This is a genomic window from Kitasatospora sp. NPDC004723 (genome assembly GCF_040609255.1).
In the GTDB taxonomy this organism is placed as follows: Bacteria; Actinomycetota; Actinomycetes; order Streptomycetales; family Streptomycetaceae; genus Kitasatospora.
The window spans coordinates 21,037-39,201 of sequence record NZ_JBEXJT010000047.1; the positions used below are offsets into that span (position 1 = coordinate 21,037).

General features: G+C 72.9%; 10 protein-coding genes. 9 read left to right on the forward strand and 1 reads right to left on the reverse strand.

Annotation, left to right across the window (positions count from 1 at the left end; all coding sequences use genetic code 11):
• The first annotated feature begins 22 nt into the window (after positions 1–22).
• Positions 23–775: a class I SAM-dependent methyltransferase gene (locus ABZW10_RS31515; RefSeq protein ID WP_355372740.1), complete on the forward strand. Its 753-nt coding sequence runs from the start codon at positions 23–25 to the stop codon at positions 773–775.
• Positions 776–841: 66 nt separating this feature from the next.
• Here the strand turns inward: ABZW10_RS31515 and glgP are convergent, their stop codons facing one another.
• Positions 842–3,505 carry an alpha-glucan family phosphorylase gene (gene glgP / locus ABZW10_RS31520; RefSeq protein ID WP_355372743.1) on the reverse strand — a complete coding sequence of 888 codons (2,664 nt, stop codon included), beginning with the start codon at positions 3,503–3,505 and terminating at the stop codon, positions 842–844.
• A gap of 1,044 nt (positions 3,506–4,549) precedes the next feature.
• Here glgP and ABZW10_RS31525 point away from each other — a divergent pair.
• The 8 genes from ABZW10_RS31525 to pyk all read left to right on the forward strand — a co-directional run bounded on the left by ABZW10_RS31525 (position 4,550) and on the right by pyk (position 18,146).
• Positions 4,550–6,505, forward strand: coding sequence for an alpha-1,4-glucan--maltose-1-phosphate maltosyltransferase (locus ABZW10_RS31525; RefSeq protein WP_355372828.1), 1,956 nt, complete (start codon positions 4,550–4,552; stop codon positions 6,503–6,505).
• Complete coding sequence (gene treS / locus ABZW10_RS31530; protein WP_355372746.1) at positions 6,502–8,226, forward strand: maltose alpha-D-glucosyltransferase; 1,725 nt, start codon at positions 6,502–6,504, stop codon at positions 8,224–8,226. The genes ABZW10_RS31525 and treS overlap by 4 nt, the downstream gene beginning before the upstream one ends.
• Positions 8,227–8,467: 241 nt before the next feature.
• Positions 8,468–9,958 carry a phosphotransferase gene (locus tag ABZW10_RS31535; RefSeq protein WP_355372749.1) on the forward strand — a complete coding sequence of 497 codons (1,491 nt, stop codon included), beginning with the start codon at positions 8,468–8,470 and terminating at the stop codon, positions 9,956–9,958.
• A 42-nt stretch (positions 9,959–10,000) separates the two neighbouring features.
• On the forward strand, positions 10,001–12,400 hold the full coding sequence (gene glgB / locus ABZW10_RS31540) for a 1,4-alpha-glucan branching protein GlgB (RefSeq protein WP_355372752.1): 2,400 nt from the start codon (positions 10,001–10,003) through the stop codon (positions 12,398–12,400).
• 49 nt (positions 12,401–12,449) lie between these two features.
• Positions 12,450–13,124, forward strand: a complete 675-nt coding sequence (locus tag ABZW10_RS31545) for a hypothetical protein (protein WP_355372754.1) — start codon at positions 12,450–12,452, stop codon at positions 13,122–13,124.
• A gap of 124 nt (positions 13,125–13,248) precedes the next feature.
• Positions 13,249–15,396: a phosphate acetyltransferase gene (pta, locus tag ABZW10_RS31550; RefSeq protein ID WP_355372756.1), complete on the forward strand. Its 2,148-nt coding sequence runs from the start codon at positions 13,249–13,251 to the stop codon at positions 15,394–15,396.
• The gene (locus ABZW10_RS31555) at positions 15,393–16,625 is read left to right on the forward strand and encodes an acetate kinase (protein ID WP_355372758.1); all 1,233 of its coding nucleotides are present in this window, start codon (positions 15,393–15,395) and stop codon (positions 16,623–16,625) included. The genes pta and ABZW10_RS31555 overlap by 4 nt, the downstream gene beginning before the upstream one ends.
• Before the next feature lie 93 nt (positions 16,626–16,718).
• Positions 16,719–18,146 (forward strand): pyruvate kinase, encoded by a 1,428-nt coding sequence (pyk, locus tag ABZW10_RS31560; RefSeq protein WP_355372761.1) that lies wholly within the window; start codon positions 16,719–16,721, stop codon positions 18,144–18,146.
• Positions 18,147–18,165 lie beyond the last annotated feature (19 nt).

An 18,165-nucleotide genomic window follows, 5' to 3' on the forward strand; every position in this document is an offset into this window, starting at 1 on the left:
CGGCTCACGAAGGGGAGCGACCATGGTCGACCGTCACCACTGGGAGCAGTGGCAGCGCAGCTGGGACCGCCAGCAGGAGTGGTACCTGCCCGACCGCGAGGAGCGGTTCCGGGTGATGCTCGACGTCGTCGAGGCGGTGACCGGGCCCGCCCCGCGCGTGCTCGACCTCGCCTGCGGCACCGGCAGCATCACCGAGCGCCTGTTCGCCCGGCTGCCCGGCGCCACCAGCGTCGGTGTGGACCAGGACCCGGCGCTGATGACCATCGCCCGCGGCGTCCTCGGCGAGGACGAGCGGTTCACCCTGGTCACCGCCGACCTCAAGGACCCGCGGTGGGCCGACGCCCTCCCGCCCGGCCCGTTCGACGCGGTGGTGACCGCCACCGCGCTGCACTGGCTGCCCGGGACCGCGCTGGTCCGGCTCTTCGGCGACCTGGCCGGCCTGGTCCGCCCCGGCGGGGTGTTCCTCAACGCCGACCACATGCCCGACCCGGCGGTCCCGCTGCTCAACACCGCCGAGCGGGCCCTGCGGCACGGGCGGCAGGAGCGCGAGAAGGACGCGGGCGTCCTGGACTGGGAGGGCTGGTGGCTCGCCGCCGCGGCCGACCCGCTGCTCGCCGAGCAGGTGGCCGCCCGCCACCGGCTGTACGGCTCGCACGCCGACGGCGAGTCGCACCCGGCCGGCTGGCACCTCGAACGGCTGCGGGAGGCCGGCTTCGCCGAGGCCGGGGTGGCCTGGCGCTCGGTCACCGACGCCCTGGTCGCCGCCGTCCGCTGAGCTGTCACCCGGCGGCTCGGCGCGGACTCGGGGGGCACCGGTCGTACCGGTGCCCCCCGCTCGCGTTCAGCGCAGCAGTCCGGCGTCCATCCCCGCCGTCTCCGGCGGCAGCGCCACCAGGCCGGGCTCGGCGGGCGAGGCCAGCCGGGGATGGGCGGGCAGCACCCGCACGGTGTAGCCGAACGGCCCGGTGCGGCCGAGCTCCAGGGAGCCCTCGTACCTGGTCCGCCCGTCGAGGTCGGGCCCGCCGACCGGCTTGAGGGCGAGCAGCGCGGCGTCGGAGATCCGGTCCGACTCGTCGACCCGGCCGGAGACCACCTGCACCTCGACGTCGGCCGGCTCCAGCGGGCCGAGCGCCACCTGCACCCGCAGGGCCAGCGCGCTGCCCAGCTCCTGCGCCTCGTCCGGACAGTCCGCCTCGACGTGCTCCACCCGGACGGCCGGCCAGGCCTCGCGCACCTTCGCCTTCCAGTCGGCCAGCTCGTGGGCGGCCCGGAACGCGCCGGTCCCGGCCAGCTCGCGCTGGGCCCGGGCGGCCGGGGCGTAGAGCCGTTCGACGTACTCGCGGACCATCCGGCCGGCCAGCACCTTGGGCCCGAGGGTGACCAGGGTGTGCCGGACCATCGCGATCCACCGGTGCGGCAGGCCGTCCGAGCCCCGGTCGTAGAACCGGGCGGCCACCTGCTCCTCGATCAGGTCGTAGAGCGCGGCGGCCTCGATGTCGTCGCGCCGCTCGGCCTCCCGGCTGTCCGGGTCGAGCACGCCCTCGCCGGTGTCGGCGGTGGGGATCGCCCAGCCGTTCTGGCCGTCGAACCACTCGTCCCACCAGCCGTCCAGCACCGACAGGTTCAGGCAGCCGTTGAGGGCCGCCTTCATCCCGGAGGTGCCGCAGGCCTCCAGTGGGCGCAGCGGGTTGTTCAGCCAGACGTCGCAGCCCGGGTAGAGGCGCTGGGCCATCGCCATGTCGTAGTCCGGCAGGAAGACGATCCGGTGCCGGACGGCCGGGTCGTCGGCGAAGGCGACCATCTGCTGGATCAGCCGCTTGCCGCCGTCGTCGGCCGGGTGGGCCTTGCCGGCGACCACGATCTGCACCGGCCGGGTGGGGTGCAGCAGTAGGGCGCGCAGCCGCTGCGGGTCGCGGAGCATCAGGGTGAGCCGCTTGTAGGAGGGCACCCGGCGGGCGAAGCCGATGGTGAGCACGTCCGGGTCGAGCACCGAGGAGACCCAGCCGAGTTCGGCCTCGCCGGCCCCGCGCTGGCGCCAGGAGGCGCGCAGCCGTCGGCGGACCTCGTCGACCAGCTGGGCGCGCAGGGTGCGGCGCAGCTCCCAGACCTCGGTGTTGCCGATCCTCTCCAGGCCCGTCCAGCGCTGGGTCTCGCCGGTGGTCATGGCCTCCTCGGCGCGCTCGGCGCCGATCTCGGCGGCGCCGAGCCGGACGACCGCCGGGTCGATCCAGGTGGCGGCGTGCACGCCGTTGGTGACGGAGGTGATCGGGACCTCGGCGGCGTCGAAGCCCGGCCAGAGGCCGTTGAACATCGAGCGGCTGACCTCGCCGTGCAGGGTGGAGACGCCGTTGGCGCGCTGGGCGAGCCGCAGGCCCATGGCCGCCATGTTGAACAGCTTGGGGTCACCGCCGCGCCAGGTCTCGGCGCCGAGCGCGAGCACCTGCTCGACCGGGACGCCGGGCAGCGCGGTGTCGCCGCCGAAGTGCCGGGCGACCAGCTCGCGGTCGAACCGGTCGATGCCGGCCGGGACGGGCGTGTGGGTGGTGAACAGGGTGCCGGCCCGGACCGCCTCCAGGGCGGCGGCGAAGTCGAGGCCGGTGTCCGCGACCAGTTCGCGGATCCGTTCGACGCCCAGGAAGCCGGCGTGGCCCTCGTTGGTGTGGAAGACCTCGGGAGCGGGGTGGCCGGTGAGCCGCTGGTAGGCGCGCACCGCCCGGACGCCGCCGATGCCGAGCAGCATCTCCTGCAGCAGCCGGTGCTCGCTGCCGCCGCCGTAGAGGCGGTCGGTGACGTCGCGCTCGGCCGGCGAGTTGGCCTCGATGCCGGAGTCGAGCAGCAGCAGCGGGACCCGCCCGACCTGGGCCTTCCAGATGTGCGCGGCGAGGGTGCGGCCGCCGGGCAGGGCGAGGTCGACCCGGCTGGGGGTGCCGTCGCCCTCGCGGAGCAGGGTGACGGCCAGCTCGTCCGGGTCCAGCAGGGGGTAGCGCTCCTGCTGCCAGCCGTCCCGGTCGAGGGACTGCCGGAAGTAGCCGTGCCGGTAGAAGAGCCCGACGCCGATGACCGGGACGCCGAGGTCGCTGGCGGCCTTGAGGTGGTCACCGGCCAGGATGCCGAGGCCCCCGGAGTACTGGGGCAGTGCGGCGGCGATCCCGTACTCGGGCGAGAAGTAGGCGATGGCGGCGGGCAGCGGGGCGGTGCCCTGTTGCCCGGCGCTCTGGTACCAGCGCGGGCCGGCCAGGTACTCCCGCAGGTCGTCGGCGAGGTCGCCGAGCCTGCGCAGGAAGCGGCGGTCGGCGGCGAGCGCGGCGAGCCGGGCGGCGGGGACCTCCCCGAGCAGCCGTACCGGGTCCTCGCCCGTCGCGGCCCAGACGTCCGGGTCCACGGACCGGAAGAGGTCCCGGGTCTCGGGGTGCCAGGACCAGCGCAGGTTGAGGGCCAGCTCGTGCAACGGCTGGAGTTGTTCGGGCAGGACGGTGCGGACGGTGAATCTGCGGATTGCCTTCACGGCGTGAAGCGTAGCCTCGGCGGGTGGCATGATGGTGCGTCAGTTGGGCTATTCGGCATCCGTTCGGCCTATTGATGAGATCGCATTCGGCGCATTGGTCTGCACGGGGGGCGCGCGAGGCGCACTTTCCACGGCGCCGCGCCACCAATACGTGAACACCGTGGAACAGATCCATTTCCACCGGCGGACCCGCGCCCGATCGTCGTTGGAACTCCTGGCGTACCGCTGCGGAATCGGGGCCACCGGTGCGAGGATGAAGCACGGTCGTTGATGCTGCGGGGTGTGCGGAGACGGGTGGCGTTCCCCCGCGAAGCAGCACGTCCGAATCCTTTTCGCGTTGACCGTTCCTCATCCTGATTGGTCCATTCGGCACCCATCGCGGACCGCCGCGTGTCCTCGGTCCCGCCCTGATCGTTCACGGGTGGGCTGGGGCACCCGGAGGCGCGCCCCGAGAGGCGTGCGCCGGAACGCGCGCGGGCTCTCGGGCTCTCCGCCACGGGCCGAGCGGGAGCGGGGCAGGTTGCCCGGAACGGCGGCGCGGGCAGGCTTCCGGTCGCACGTCCTCCCCACCCAGCAGTCCTCCCGGTACTCCCCTGGCCGCGCCGGCCCGCGGGAGCTGCCGCCGATCTCGGGCAGGAGTTTGGCATGCACGGCGATACGCGGGACCAGTCCACACCGGTGGCCGACACCCTCGACGCAGCGGTCGCGGAATCCGCCGGACGGATGGATTCTGACACTCGGACAGACGCGGCGATGCCGGGGCCCCGGGGTGCCGGGGCTATCCGTACGGAGCGACCCGACGAACCGGCCCGGCAACCCGGGGCCGACGAGAGCCGGGCCGCACCAGGGCCCGGCCGTGCCGAGGCCCCGCGCAAGCGCACCACCACCCGTCGCAGCGCGAGCACCGCCGACCCCTCCGCCCCCCGGGCCGAGGGCGCCGAACCGGCCCGGACCGCCGCCGCGCGTCCCGCCGCCGGACGCGCCCGCGCGAAGCCCGCCGCCGCCCGCAAGCCAGCCGCCCGCAAGACGACAGAGAGCGACACCGTGATCGGCCGCATCCCCGTCCTGGACGTCAGCCCCCTCGTAGACGCCGGCCGCCGCCCGGCCAAGGCCGTGGCGGGCGAGACCTTCCTGGTCTGCGCGACCGTGTTCCGCGAGGGCCACGACGCGGTCAACGCCAACGTCGTGCTGCGCGACCCGCGCGGGCGCAGCGGCCCGTGGACGCCGATGCGCGAGCTGGCCGAGGGCACCGACCGCTGGGGCGCGTACGTCACCCCGACCGCCCCCGGCCGCTGGTCGTACCTGGTGGAGGCGTGGTCCGACCCGGTGGCCAGCTGGCGCAGGACCGCCTCGGTCAAGCTGCCGGCCGGGATCGACACCGCGCTCGTCCTGGAGGAGGGCGCCCAGCTGCTGGAGCGCGCCGCGGCCGGGGTGCCGAAGAAGGAGGGCCGGGCGGTGGTGCTGGCCGCCGCCGAGGCACTGCGCGACCCGGGCCTGCCGCCGCTGTCCCGGCTGGCCGCCGCGCTCGCCCCGGAGGTGCAGGAGCTGCTCGGCCGCTTCCCGCTGCGCGAACTGGTGAGCGCCTCCCGGCCGGCACCGCTCCAGGTGGACCGGGAGCGGGCGCTGTTCGGCTCCTGGTACGAGTTCTTCCCCCGTTCGGAGGGCGCGGTGGTGGACCCGTCCGGGGTGGAGCCGCCCCGCTCGGGCACCCTGCGGACGGCGGCCGAGCGGCTGCCGGCGGTCGCCGCGATGGGCTTCGACGTGATCTACCTGCCGCCGGTCCACCCGATCGGGCGAGCCTTCCGCAAGGGGCCGGACAACACCCTGACGGCCGGTCCGCACGACGTCGGCTCGCCCTGGGCGATCGGCTCGCCGGAGGGGGGCCACGACGCCGTCCACCCGGACCTCGGCACCATCGAGGACTTCGACCACTTCGTCGCGGAGGCCACCGCGCTGCACCTGGAGGTGGCACTGGACTTCGCGCTCCAGTGCTCGCCCGACCACCCGTGGGTGAACAAGCACCCGGAATGGTTCAGCCACCGCACGGACGGCACCATCGCCTACGCCGAAAATCCGCCGAAAAAATACCAGGATATTTATCCGATCAACTTCGACCAGGACATGGACGGAATCGTCAAGGAGACCGTCCGGATCCTCCGGTTCTGGATGGCGCACGGCGTCCGGATCTTCCGGGTCGACAACCCGCACACCAAACCGGTGGTCTTCTGGGAGCGGGTGCTCGCCGACATCGCCCGCACCGACCCGGACGTCCTCTTCCTCGCCGAGGCCTTCACCCGCCCCGCGATGATGCACACCCTGGGGAAGATCGGATTCCACCAGTCGTACACGTACTTCACCTGGCGCAACAGCAAGGCGGAACTCACCGAGTACCTCACCGAGCTGACCGGCGAGGCGGCCGCCCACATGCGGCCCAACCTCTTCGCCAACACCCCGGACATCCTGCACGCCTTCCTCCAGCACGGCGGACCGGCCGCCTTCGCGATCCGCGCCGTGCTGGCCGCCACCCTCTCCCCCAGCTACGGCGTGTACGCCGGCTTCGAGCTCTACGAGAACGAGCCGGCCCACCCCGGATCCGAGGAGTACTTGCACTCGGAGAAGTACGAACTGCGCCCCCGGGACTGGAGCCGCACCGACACCCTCGCCCCGCTGCTCACCGTCCTGAACCGGCTGCGCCGCCGTCACCCGGCCCTCCAGCAGCTGCGTTCGCTGCGCTTCCACCCCACTGACAACGACCAGGTGCTCGCCTACTCCAAGACCGCCCTGACACCCGACGGCCTCACCGACCACCTCATCACCGTGGTCAACCTGGATCCCCACCACGCCCAGGCGGCCACCGTCACCCTGGACGGGGACGGGCCCTTCGCGGTCCACGACGAGCTCACCGGTGCCGCCTACACGTGGGGCCGGCACAACTACGTCCGGCTCGACCCCTCAGCCGAGCCGGCCCACCTCCTCACGGTTCGGAGGAACCCAGCGTGACAGTGAACGAGCCCGTCCCCGACACCTTCCCCGAGACCTCGAAGAAGAACCTGGACCCGGAGTGGTTCAAGCGTGCGGTCTTCTACGAGGTGCTGGTGCGGTCCTTCCAGGACAGCAACGGCGACGGGGTCGGGGACCTCAAGGGGCTCACGTCCAAGCTCGACTACCTGCAGTGGCTCGGCGTCGACTGCCTCTGGCTGCCGCCGTTCTTCGCCTCGCCGCTGCGGGACGGCGGGTACGACGTGTCCGACTACAAGTCGGTGCTGCCGGAGTTCGGCGACCTCGCCGACTTCATGGAGTTCGTGGACGCGGCGCACGCCCGCGGCATGCGTGTGGTCATCGACTTCGTCATGAACCACACCAGCGACCAGCACCCGTGGTTCCAGGCCTCCCGGGAGGACCCGGACGGCCCGTACGGCGACTTCTACATGTGGGCCGACGACGACAAGCAGTACCCCGACGCCCGGATCATCTTCGTCGACACCGAGACCTCCAACTGGACGTACGACCCGGTGCGCAAGCAGTACTTCTGGCACCGGTTCTTCTCCCACCAGCCGGACCTCAACTACGACAACCCGCGGGTCCAGGACGAGATGATCGCCGGCCTGCGGTTCTGGCTGGACCTCGGCATCGACGGGTTCCGGCTGGACGCGGTGCCGTACCTGTTCGCCCGGGAGGGCACCAACTGCGAGAACCTGCCGGAGACGCACGAGTTCCTCCAGCGGGTCCGCAAGGAGATCGACGCCAACTACCCGGACACCGTGCTGCTCGCCGAGGCCAACCAGTGGCCGGAGGACGTCGTCGACTACTTCGGCGACTTCGCCTCCGGAGGCGACGAGTGCCACATGGCGTTCCACTTCCCGGTGATGCCGCGGATCTTCATGGCGGTCCGCCGGGAGTCCCGCTACCCCGTCTCGGAGATCCTCGCCAAGACGCCCAACATCCCGCACGGCTGCCAGTGGGGGATCTTCCTGCGCAACCACGACGAGCTGACCCTGGAGATGGTCACCGACGAGGAGCGCGACTACATGTACGCCGAGTACGCCAAGGACCCGCGGATGCGCGCCAACGTGGGCATCCGCCGGCGGCTCGCCCCGCTGCTGGAGAACGACCGCAACCAGATCGAGCTCTTCACCGCCCTGCTGCTCTCGCTGCCGGGCTCCCCGGTGCTCTACTACGGCGACGAGATCGGCATGGGGGACAACATCTGGCTGGGCGACCGGGACGGCGTCCGGACCCCGATGCAGTGGACCCCGGACCGCAACGCGGGTTTCTCCCACGCCGACCCGGGCAGGCTCAGTCTGCCGCCCATCATGGATCCGGTGTACGGCTATCAGGTGACCAACGTCGAGGCGCAGCAGAGCAGTTCGAGTTCGCTGCTGCACTGGACGCGTCGCATGATCGAGATCCGCAAGCTCAACCCGGCGTTCGGCCTCGGCAGCTACACCGAACTGCCCTCCAGCAACCCCGCGGTGCTGGCCTTCGTGCGCGAGCACGAGGGGGACCTGGTCATGTGCGTGAACAACTTCTCCCGGTTCGCGCAGCCGACCGAACTGGACCTGAGGCGGTACGGCGGACGGTACCCGGTCGAGCTGATCGGCGGGGTGGGCTTCCCCTCGATCGGCGAGTGGCCGTACCTGCTCACCCTCGCCGGCCACGGCTTCTACTGGTTCCAGCTCCGCCGGCCCCCCCGGCTGAGCGGAACCGGGCGATCGAAGTAACGATCCGGCACCGCCGCAGGCCCCACCGAAGCCTCCGGGGGCGCGAGTTCGCACCCCGCGCCCCCGGTCGTCTCTGCACCACCGCGTACGGAGAACAGCCCAACGGCCACCCACACGAAGGCGTGACACCCGGGCCCACCGCTCGCGTGCCGCCGCCGCCGCGCCGCCGCAATCCGGAAGACTGACGGACCCGGCCAGACCCGTCGGGCGATCCGCCCAGCTCCTCCGGGGAAAGGGAGTCATGTCCGAAACCTCCCGTTCGCAAGCCCCCCTGCACCGTGACGCCCCCGCCGGGCCCGCCACGGCGGCCTCCCCGCGGGGCACCGGGGTCCGGAGGACCGCCCTGGGGGTCAGCGAACTCGTCCAGGCGGCGCTGCCGCTGATCGCCGAGTGGCTCCCCACCCAGCGCTGGTACGCCGGGAAGGGCCGGCCGATCACCGGCCTGGTCCCCCTGGTCGGCACCCCCCTCCAGGTCGGCGACCCCGCCCTGCTGCACCTGCTCCTCCGGGTCGAACACGCCGCCACCGCCGGCGCGCCGCACGGCGACCTCTACCAACTGCTGCTCGGCATCCGCTCGCAGGGTCCGGCCGGCATCGAGCCCGCCGCGGTCCTCGGCCGGCTCACCCAGGGCCCGTACGACGGCGCGGCGCTCTACGACGCGGTGCACGACCCCGAGCTCACCGGGCGGCTGCTGGAGCACCTGGCCACCGGCGACCGGTTCGGCTCGCTGTCCTTCCGCCGCACCCCCGGCTCCGGACTCCCCACCAACCTGCCCGGCCGCGCCTCCACCGCCGAGCAGTCCAACAGCTCGGTCATCTACGGCACCTCGTACATCCTCAAGCTGTTCCGCCGCGTCCACCCCGGCACCAACCCCGACCTCGAACTGTCGCTCGCGCTCTCCCGGGCCGGCTCGACCCGCATCCCCCGGGTCGCCGCCTGGTTCGAGAGCCGTCTGGAGCGCGCCGAGCCGGCCACCCTCGGGCTGCTCCAGCGCTACCTCCCCGAGGCCGAGGACGGCTGGGAGCTCGCCCTCGACCAGGTCGGCCGGCTGAAGGGCGACCCGTCGCCGGGCAACTTCGCGATCGAGGCGCACCGGCTCGGCCGGGCCACCGCCGAGGTGCACCGGGTGCTCGCCCGCTCGATGCCGGTCGCCCGGCTGGACCGCACCCAGACCCGGCAGCTGGCCACCGCGATGGCCGACCGGCTGGACAGCGCGGTCGCCGCCGTCCCGGGGCTGATGCGCTACCGGGGCGCGCTGCGCTCTGCCTTCGGGCAGCTGGCCGACGCCCACCCGGACGGCCTGCCGGTCCAGCGGATCCACGGCGACCTGCACCTCGGCCAGGCGATGCGCACCCCGCACGGCTGGGTGCTGCTGGACTTCGAGGGCGAGCCGGCCAAGTCGGTCGCCGAACGGCGCGAGCCGCAGACCGCGCTGCGGGACGTCGCCGCGATGCTCCGCTCCTTCGACTACGCCGCCGCCCACCTGCTGGCCGGCGGGCCGCCCGACCCTGAGCTGGCGCACCTGGCCGCCGCCTGGGCGCAGCGCAACCGCACCGCCTTCTGCGCCGGCTACACCGCGGGCGGCGGCACCGACCCGGCCGCCTCGCCGGAGCTGATGCGCGCCCTGGAGATCGACAAGGCGGTGTACGAGGTGGTGTACGAGGCCCGGCACCGGCCGAGCTGGCTGCCGATCCCGCTGGCCGCGATCAACCGGCTGGCGCTCACCGTCTGACGTCCCTCGTTCCGCCGCCCCGCTCCAAGAGAGGTCCCCGCCGTGACGCCGCTCGACCCGCCAGGCCGCACCACCCGCTCCGTGCCGGCCACCTTCCTGGCCGGCCCGGACTCCCCGAAGCGTGAGCCCGCGACCGTCCGGCGGGCCGAGCCGGCCCCCGCCGAGCCACCGTCCGCCGAGCCCCTGCCCGCCGAGCCGCTGCCCGCCGCCGAGCCGGTGCCCGTCCCGGGACCGGCGCCCACCGGAGCGCTGCGGCTGCCCGAGGCGCCGCTGCCGCCCGGCGAGGTGGACCGGCTGGTCGGCGGCCAGCACCACGACCCGCACGCCCTGCTCGGCGCCCACCCCGTGCACGGCGGCACCGCGATCCGAGTGCTCCGCCCGTTCGCCGAGCGGGTCGTGGTGGAGACCGGCCAGGGCCCCGTCGAACTCACCCACCAGCAGGGCGGGCTGTTCACCGGCCTGCTCGCCGCCCCGCAGGCGCCCGACTACCGGCTGCTGGTGAGCTACCCCGGCGGTGAGCCGATCCGCCAGCACGACGGCTACCGCACCCCGCCCACCCTCGGTGACCTCGATCTGCACCTCATCTCCGAGGGCCGGCACGAGCAGCTCTGGCGGGCCCTGGGTTCGCACCCGCGCACCGTGGACGGCGTGCCCGGCACCGCGTTCGCGGTCTGGGCGCCGAACGCCGTCGGCGTCCGGCTGATCGGCGACTTCAACCACTGGGACGGCACCGGTCACCCGATGCGCTCGCTCGGTTCCTCCGGCGTCTGGGAGCTGTTCGTCCCCGGCCTCGGCGAAGGCACCCAGTACAAGTACGAGATCCACACCCGGCAGGGCTGGGTCCTGGACAAGGCCGACCCGCTCGCCCGCGCCGCACAGGTCCCGCCCGGCACCGCCTCGGTCGTCACCGCGTCCACCCACCGCTGGCAGGACGGCGAGTGGATGGCCCGCCGGGCGCGCACCGCGCACCACCGCGCCCCGATGTCGGTGTACGAGCTGCACCTGCCGTCCTGGCGCCCCGACCTCACCACCTACCACGCCATCGCCGCCGAACTCCCCCGGTACCTGAAGGAGCTGAACTTCACCCACGTGGAGTTCATGCCGGTCATGGAGCACCCGTTCGGCGGCTCCTGGGGCTACCAGGTCTCCGGCTACTACGCCCCCACCGCCCGGCTCGGCAGCCCCGACGACTTCCGCTTCCTGGTGGACACCCTGCACCGGCACGGCATCGGCGTCATCGTCGACTGGGTGCCCGCGCACTTCCCCAAGGACGACTTCGCGCTCGCCCGCTTCGACGGCGAGCCGCTGTACGAGCCGGCCGACCCGCAGCGCGCCGAGCACCCGGACTGGGGCACCCTGGAGTTCGACTACGGCCGGGTCGAGGTGCGCAACTTCCTGGTCGCCAACGCGGTGTACTGGTGCGAGGAGTTCCACGTCGACGGCCTGCGGGTGGACGCCGTCGCCTCCATGCTCTACCTCGACTACTCGCGGGACAGCGGCGCCTGGACCCCCAACCGGTTCGGCGGGCGGGAGAACCTCGACGCGGCCGCCTTCCTCCAGGAGATGAACGCCACCGTCTACCGGCGCTGCCCCGGCGTGATCACCGTCGCCGAGGAGTCCACCGCCTGGGACGGCGTCACCCGGCCCACCGACCAGGGCGGCCTCGGCTTCGGCCTCAAGTGGAACATGGGCTGGATGCACGACTCCCTGGTCTACATGAGCAAGGACCCGGTGCACCGCAGGTTCCACCACAACGAGATCACCTTCTCGATGGTGTACGCCTACTCGGAGAACTACATCCTGCCGATCTCGCACGACGAAGTGGTGCACGGCAAGCAGGCGCTGGTCGCCAAGATGCCCGGCGACTGGTGGCAGCAGCGCGCCAACCACCGCGCCTACCTCGGCTTCATGTGGGCCCACCCGGGCAAGCAACTGCTCTTCATGGGACAGGAGTTCGCCCAGGGCGCGGAGTGGCACCACGAGCAGGGCCCGCAGTGGTGGGTGCTCGACGACCAGTGGCCGTCCCACGAGGAGCACCGGGGCGTGCGCCGGCTGGTCGGCGACCTCAACCGGTGCTACCTCGACACCCCGGCGCTGTGGGAGCAGGACACCGCCCCGGCCGGCTTCCGCTGGCTCGACGGCGGCGCCGCCGAGGACAACCTGCTCTCCTTCGTCCGCTACGCCGCCGACGGAACCCCGCTGGTCGCCGTCTGCAACTTCTCCCCCGTCGTGCGGCACGCCCACCGGGTGGGCCTGCCGGAGCTGGCCGGGCGCGACCAGTTGTGGGAAGAGGTCCTCAACACCGACGCCACCGAGTACGGTGGCAGCGGAACCGCCAACTCCCTTCCGGTGAAGGCGGATGCGTCCGCGTGGAACGGGCAGCCGCGCAGCGCCGAGCTGGTCCTGCCGCCGCTCGCGACCATCTGGCTCCGCCCGGCGTGACGTTCTAGGCTCCCCGGCTGAGACGTCGACAGCGGGCGGGGGGCCTTCTGTGGGTTTGGTGCTGGGCTGGGGCTACGTTCTGCTGCCACTGGCCTGTTGGGCCGCACTGGCCCGCACCCGGGCGGTCGGGGTGGCGGTCGCCGCCGTCCTGGCCGCCCTCGCGGTGATCCCGGTCGGCCTGGAGCGGGGGTGGTTCCACAGCCGGGCGGTCGCCGAGTCCCAGTCCGGCTACCCGCTCGCCGCCGGGCTGGTGGTCCTGCTCGGCACGCTGGCCGAACGGCGGCTGTGCGGGCCCCGGCCCACCCGGGGGTCCGGACAGCCCGCCGCCGGGGCCACCATCGTGATCGCCGCCCACTCCCTGGTCGGCCTCGTCCTCGGTCTGCTCTACCAGCTCGCCGTCCACGAGCCCTTCTCCCCGGAGCGCTCCGAGCTGTCGCTGCCGCCCGGCCTCACCGTCCGGCACGACAGCGGCCCCGACCGCAGCTGCGGACTGCACGCCTGCCGCCGCGACCTCGCGATCGTGAGCACCGAGGGCCTGCCCGGCGCCGAGGCCGCCCGCCGGCTGCGCGTCCGGCTCGCCGCCGACGGCTGGACCGCGGGCCCGGGCGGCTGCCTGGTCCACCGGCACGGCTGGCTGCTGGACAAGCGGGTCACCCAGCTGTTCCTCATCGAGCGGCCGGACGGCGTGACCGTCCGGCTGGTCGGCCCCGACCGCACGCCGTAGCGGCGTCCGGTGACCTTCGGCCCCTTGCCACGAGCCGTCCCGTTCTGCTCGCGGACGGGCGTTCACGGTGCGAAGGTATGGTCGATATGACCACTTCCTGAGACGACGGGACGGAGAGAGCCACGTGGCGCGCAGCGTGTACGTGACCGGGATCGACCGCGGGGACGGCCGCCAGGCGGTGGAACTCGGCGTCATGGAGCTGCTCACCCGCCGGGTGGACCGGGTCGGGGTGTTCCGCCCCCTGGTGCACGCCCATGCACCGGGCGAGGCCGGCTCGGACCACGTGGTCGAGCTGCTGCGCGCCCGGTACCGGCTGGACCTGCCGGCCACCGAGCTCTACGGCCTCACCTACGAGGAGGCCGCCGCGCTGCAGGCCGCGCACGGCCAGGACGAGCTGGTCTCGGTCCTGGTCGACCGCTTCCACGCGCTGGAGCGGCGCTGCCAGGCGGTCCTGGTGCTGGGCACCGACTTCGCGGACACCAACATCCCCGACGAGCTGGCCTTCAACGCCCGGCTGGCCAACGAGTTCGGCGCCGCCGTGCTGCCGGTGATCGGCGGACACGGCGAGGACGCCGACACGGTGATCGCCGAGGTCCGCAACGCCCACCGCGCCTACACCGACCTCGGCTGCGAAACCCTGGCGGTGATCGCCAACCGGGTCGCCCCGGCCGCCGAGCAGCCGGTCCAGCGCAAGCTCACCGAGAAGCTGCCGATCCCCGCCTACGTCATCCCCGAGGAACCGGGGCTGGCCGCGCCGACCGTCGCCCAGCTGGTCGACGCCACCGGTGCCGAGGTGCTGCTCGGCGACGCGGCCGGCCTGGCCCGGGACGTCCGCGGCTTCGTCTTCGGCGGCGCCATGCTGCCGACCTTCCTGGACGCGCTGACCGAGGGCGCCCTGGTGGTGGCCCCCGGCGACCGCGCCGACCTGGTGATCGGCGCGCTGGCCGCGCACGCCGCCGGCGCCCCGCCGATCGCCGGCGTCCTGCTCACCCTCGGCCTGCGCCCCGGCCCGAACGTGATGGCGCTGGCCGCCCGGCTCGCCCCCGGCACGCCGGTCGCGGTCGTCCCGGAGGGCAGCTGGCTCACCGCCGCCGCGCTGACCCACCTGGAGGGCAAGCTCTCGACGGCCAGCCCCCGGAAGGCCGAGATCGCCCTCGGCCTGTTCGAACTGCACGTGGACACCGACGAGTTGACCAAGCTGATCGAGGTCGGCCGGTCCGAGCGGGTGACCCCGATGATGTTCGAGCACGAGCTGCTGGAGCAGGCCAGGGCGACCCGCCGGCACGTCGTGCTGCCGGAGGGCACCGAGGAGCGGGTGCTGCGCGCCGCCGAGATCCTGCTGCGCCGCAACATCTGCGACCTCACCCTGCTCGGCGACGCCGACGCCGTCCGCCGCAAGGCCGCCTCGCTGGGCATCGAGCTGCCGGCCGAGATCCCGGCCGCCGACCGCGCCCAGGTGCGGATCGTCGACCCGGCCACCAGCCCGCTGCGCCGCCAGTTCGCCGAGCTGTACGCGAAGCTGCGCGCGCACAAGGGCATGACCGTCGAGCTGGCCCTGGACGTGGTCACCGACGTCTCCTACTTCGGCACCCTGATGGTCCAGGAGGGCATCGCCGACGGCATGGTCTCCGGCGCGGTGCACTCCACCGCCGCCACCATCCGGCCCGCCTTCGAGGTGATCAAGACCTCTCCGGGCGCGTCCATCGTCTCCAGCGTCTTCTTCATGTGCCTGGCGGACAAGGTGCTGGTGTACGGCGACTGCGCGGTCAACCCCGACCCGGACGCCCAGCAGCTGGCCGACATCGCCATCCAGTCGGCCGCCACCGCCGCCAAGTTCGGCGTCGAGCCGCGGGTCGCGATGCTCTCCTACTCGACCGGCACCTCCGGCTCCGGCGCCGACGTCGACAAGGTCCGCAAGGCCACCGAGCTGGTGCGCGAGCTGCGCCCGGACATCCTGGTCGAGGGGCCGATCCAGTACGACGCGGCGGTGGACGCGCACGTCGCGGCGACCAAGCTGCCGGGCTCGCCGGTGGCCGGGCGGGCGACCGTGCTGATCTTCCCGGACCTCAACACCGGCAACAACACCTACAAGGCGGTCCAGCGCTCGGCCGGGGCGGTCGCGGTCGGGCCGGTGCTCCAGGGGCTGCGCAAGCCGGTCAACGACCTGTCGCGCGGCGCGCTGGTGCAGGACATCGTGAACACGGTGGCGATCACCGCCATCCAGTCGCAGGAGCGCGGGTCCCAGCCGCGCGGTGAAGGGGGCACGGCATGAGTGGCGGCACTCGGGTCCTGGTGCTGAACGCCGGCTCCTCGTCGGTGAAGTACCAGCTGATCGACATGCTGGACGGCGACCGGCTGGCCTCCGGACTGGCCGAGCGGATCGGCGAGGCCGGCGGCCGGCTGGTGCACACCCCGCGCGGCGGCGCGGAGCGGGAGACCGTCCAGGCCTTCCCCGACCACGGCGCGGCGCTCAAGGCGGTCTCCGAGGAGCTGTCCGCCGACGGCCTCGGGCTGGACTCCCCCGAGCTGGCCGCGATCGGCCACCGGGTGGTGCACGGCGGCCTGCGCTTCACCGAGCCGACCGTGGTCACCGACGACGTGCTCCAGGAGATCCGCCGGCTGATCCCGGTGGCACCGCTGCACAATCCGGCCAACATCACCGGCATCGAGGTGGCCCGCGCGCTGCGGCCGGACCTGCCGCAGGTGGCCGTCTTCGACACCGCCTTCCACGCCTCGATGCCCGAGTACGCCGCGCGGTACGCGATCGACAAGGCCGTGGCCGACGAGCACCGGGTGCGCCGCTACGGCTTCCACGGCACCTCGCACCAGTACGTCTCGCGGGCCACCGCGCGGCTGCTCGGCAAGGACCCGGCCGAGGTGAACGTGATCGTGCTGCACCTGGGCAACGGCGCCTCCGCGTCGGCGGTGAGCGGCGGGCGCTGCCTGGACACCTCGATGGGCCTGACCCCGCTGGAGGGCCTGGTGATGGGCACTCGTTCGGGTGACATCGACGCGGGCGTGGTCTTCCACCTGCACCGGGTGGGCGGGCTGTCGATCGACGGCATCGACAACCTGCTCAACCGCCGCAGCGGCCTGCTGGGCCTGTGCGGCGACAACGACATGCGCGAGATCATGCGCCGCGCCGACGGGGGCGACGCCGACGCGAAGCTGGCCTTCGACGCCTACATCCACCGGCTGCGCAAGTACATCGGCGGGTACTACGCGGTGCTCGGCCGGGTGGACGCGATCGCCTTCACCGCCGGTGTCGGGGAGAACGCGGCCCCGGTGCGGGCGGCCGCCACGGCCGGGCTGGAGGAGCTCGGCATCGCCGTCGATCCCGAGCTCAACTCGGTACGCTCGCGCGAGCCGAGGATCATCTCCCCGGCGCTGCTGCCCTCCGGCGGCAGCGCACGGGTGGCCGTCGCCGTCGTCCCCACCGACGAGGAGCTGGAGATCGCCCGGCAGGCCTTCGCCCTGGTGCACCGGTCGTCCGAAAACTGACCCCCCGTCGTCTCGCTCCGCGGACTCCTGGGCGCCGTTTCCTCTCCATTCGGGCCGAATGCACCAATAACACGAACGGATAGACTGATCGATATGCGCCGAGCGAAAATTGTCTGCACCCTGGGTCCCGCGACGGACTCCTACGAACAGCTCAAGGCCATCGTCGAAGCGGGCATGAACGTCGCCCGACTGAACATGAGCCACGGCACCCACGCGGAGCACGAGGAGCGGTACCGCAAGGTCCGCCAGGTCTCCGCGGACACCGGCCGGACCATCGGCGTTCTGGCCGACCTGCAGGGCCCCAAGATCCGTCTGGCGACCTTCGCCAACGGCCCGGTGACCGTCGACAACGGCGACGAGTTCACCATCACCACCGAGGACGTCCCCGGTGACCAGCACATCTGCGGAACCACCTACAAGGGTCTGCCGGGCGACGTCAAGCCCGGTGACCCGGTCCTGATCAACGACGGCGTCATCGCCCTGGAGGTCGTCAGCGTCGACGGCCCGCGGGTGAAGACCGTGGTCGTCGAGGGCGGCGTGCTCTCGAACAACAAGGGCATCAACCTCCCCGGCGCGGCCGTCAACGTGCCCGCCCTGTCCGAGAAGGACAAGGAGGACCTGCGCTTCGCCCTGCGTCTGGGCGTCGACATGGTCGCCCTGTCCTTCGTCCGCAACGCCGCGGACATCAAGGACGTCCACGCGGTCATGGACGAGGTCGGCATCCGGGTGCCGGTCATCGCCAAGATCGAGAAGCCGCAGGCCGTCGAGGCGATGGAGGAGATCGTCCTCGCCTTCGACGCGATCATGGTGGCCCGCGGCGACCTGGCCGTCGAGTACCCGCTGGAGCGGGTGCCGCTGGTCCAGAAGCAGCTGATCACCCTGGCCCGCCGCAACGCCAAGCCGGTCATCGTCGCCACCCAGATGATGGAGTCGATGATCCACGCCTCGCGCCCGACCCGCGCCGAGGTCTCCGACGTCGCCAACGCCATCCTGGACGGCACCGACGCGGTCATGCTGTCCGCCGAGTCCAGCGTCGGCAAGTACCCGGTCGAGACCGTCCGCACCATGAGCCGGATCTGCGAGAAGGCCGAGGAGGAGCTGGTCTCCCAGGGCCTCCAGCCGCTCAACCCGGGCCGCAAGCCGCGCACCCAGGGCGGTTCCATCGCCCGCGCCGCGTGCGAGCTGGGCGACTTCCTGAACGGCAAGGCGCTGGTCGCGTTCACCAAGTCCGGTGACACCGCGCGCCGGCTCTCCCGCTACCGCTCGCCGATCCCGGTGATCGCCTTCACCCCGGACCACGCCACCCGCAACCAGCTCTCGCTGAGCTGGGGCGTCGAGGCGCACGTGACCGAGCAGGTGGAGACCACCGACGAAATGGTCGCGCAGGTCGACCGCGAGCTGCTGCGGATCGGCGAACTGGGCGAGGGCGACACCGTGATCGTCACCGCCGGCTCCCCGCCCGGCATCCCCGGCAACACCAACATGGTCCAGGTGCACCACCTGGGCACCCGCAAGGCCTGAGGCAGCGCGGAACACGCCC

What these genes read in the sequence shown, in the direction of transcription:
- ABZW10_RS31535 (WP_355372749.1), top strand. Translation starts at nt 8,468, where the DNA reads ATGTCCGAAACCTCCCGTTCGCAAGCCCCCCTGCACCGTGACGCCCCC.
- ABZW10_RS31515 (WP_355372740.1), top strand. Translation starts at nt 23, where the DNA reads ATGGTCGACCGTCACCACTGGGAGCAGTGGCAGCGCAGCTGGGACCGC.
- ABZW10_RS31555 (WP_355372758.1), top strand. Translation starts at nt 15,393, where the DNA reads ATGAGTGGCGGCACTCGGGTCCTGGTGCTGAACGCCGGCTCCTCGTCG.
- pyk (WP_355372761.1), top strand. Translation starts at nt 16,719, where the DNA reads ATGCGCCGAGCGAAAATTGTCTGCACCCTGGGTCCCGCGACGGACTCC.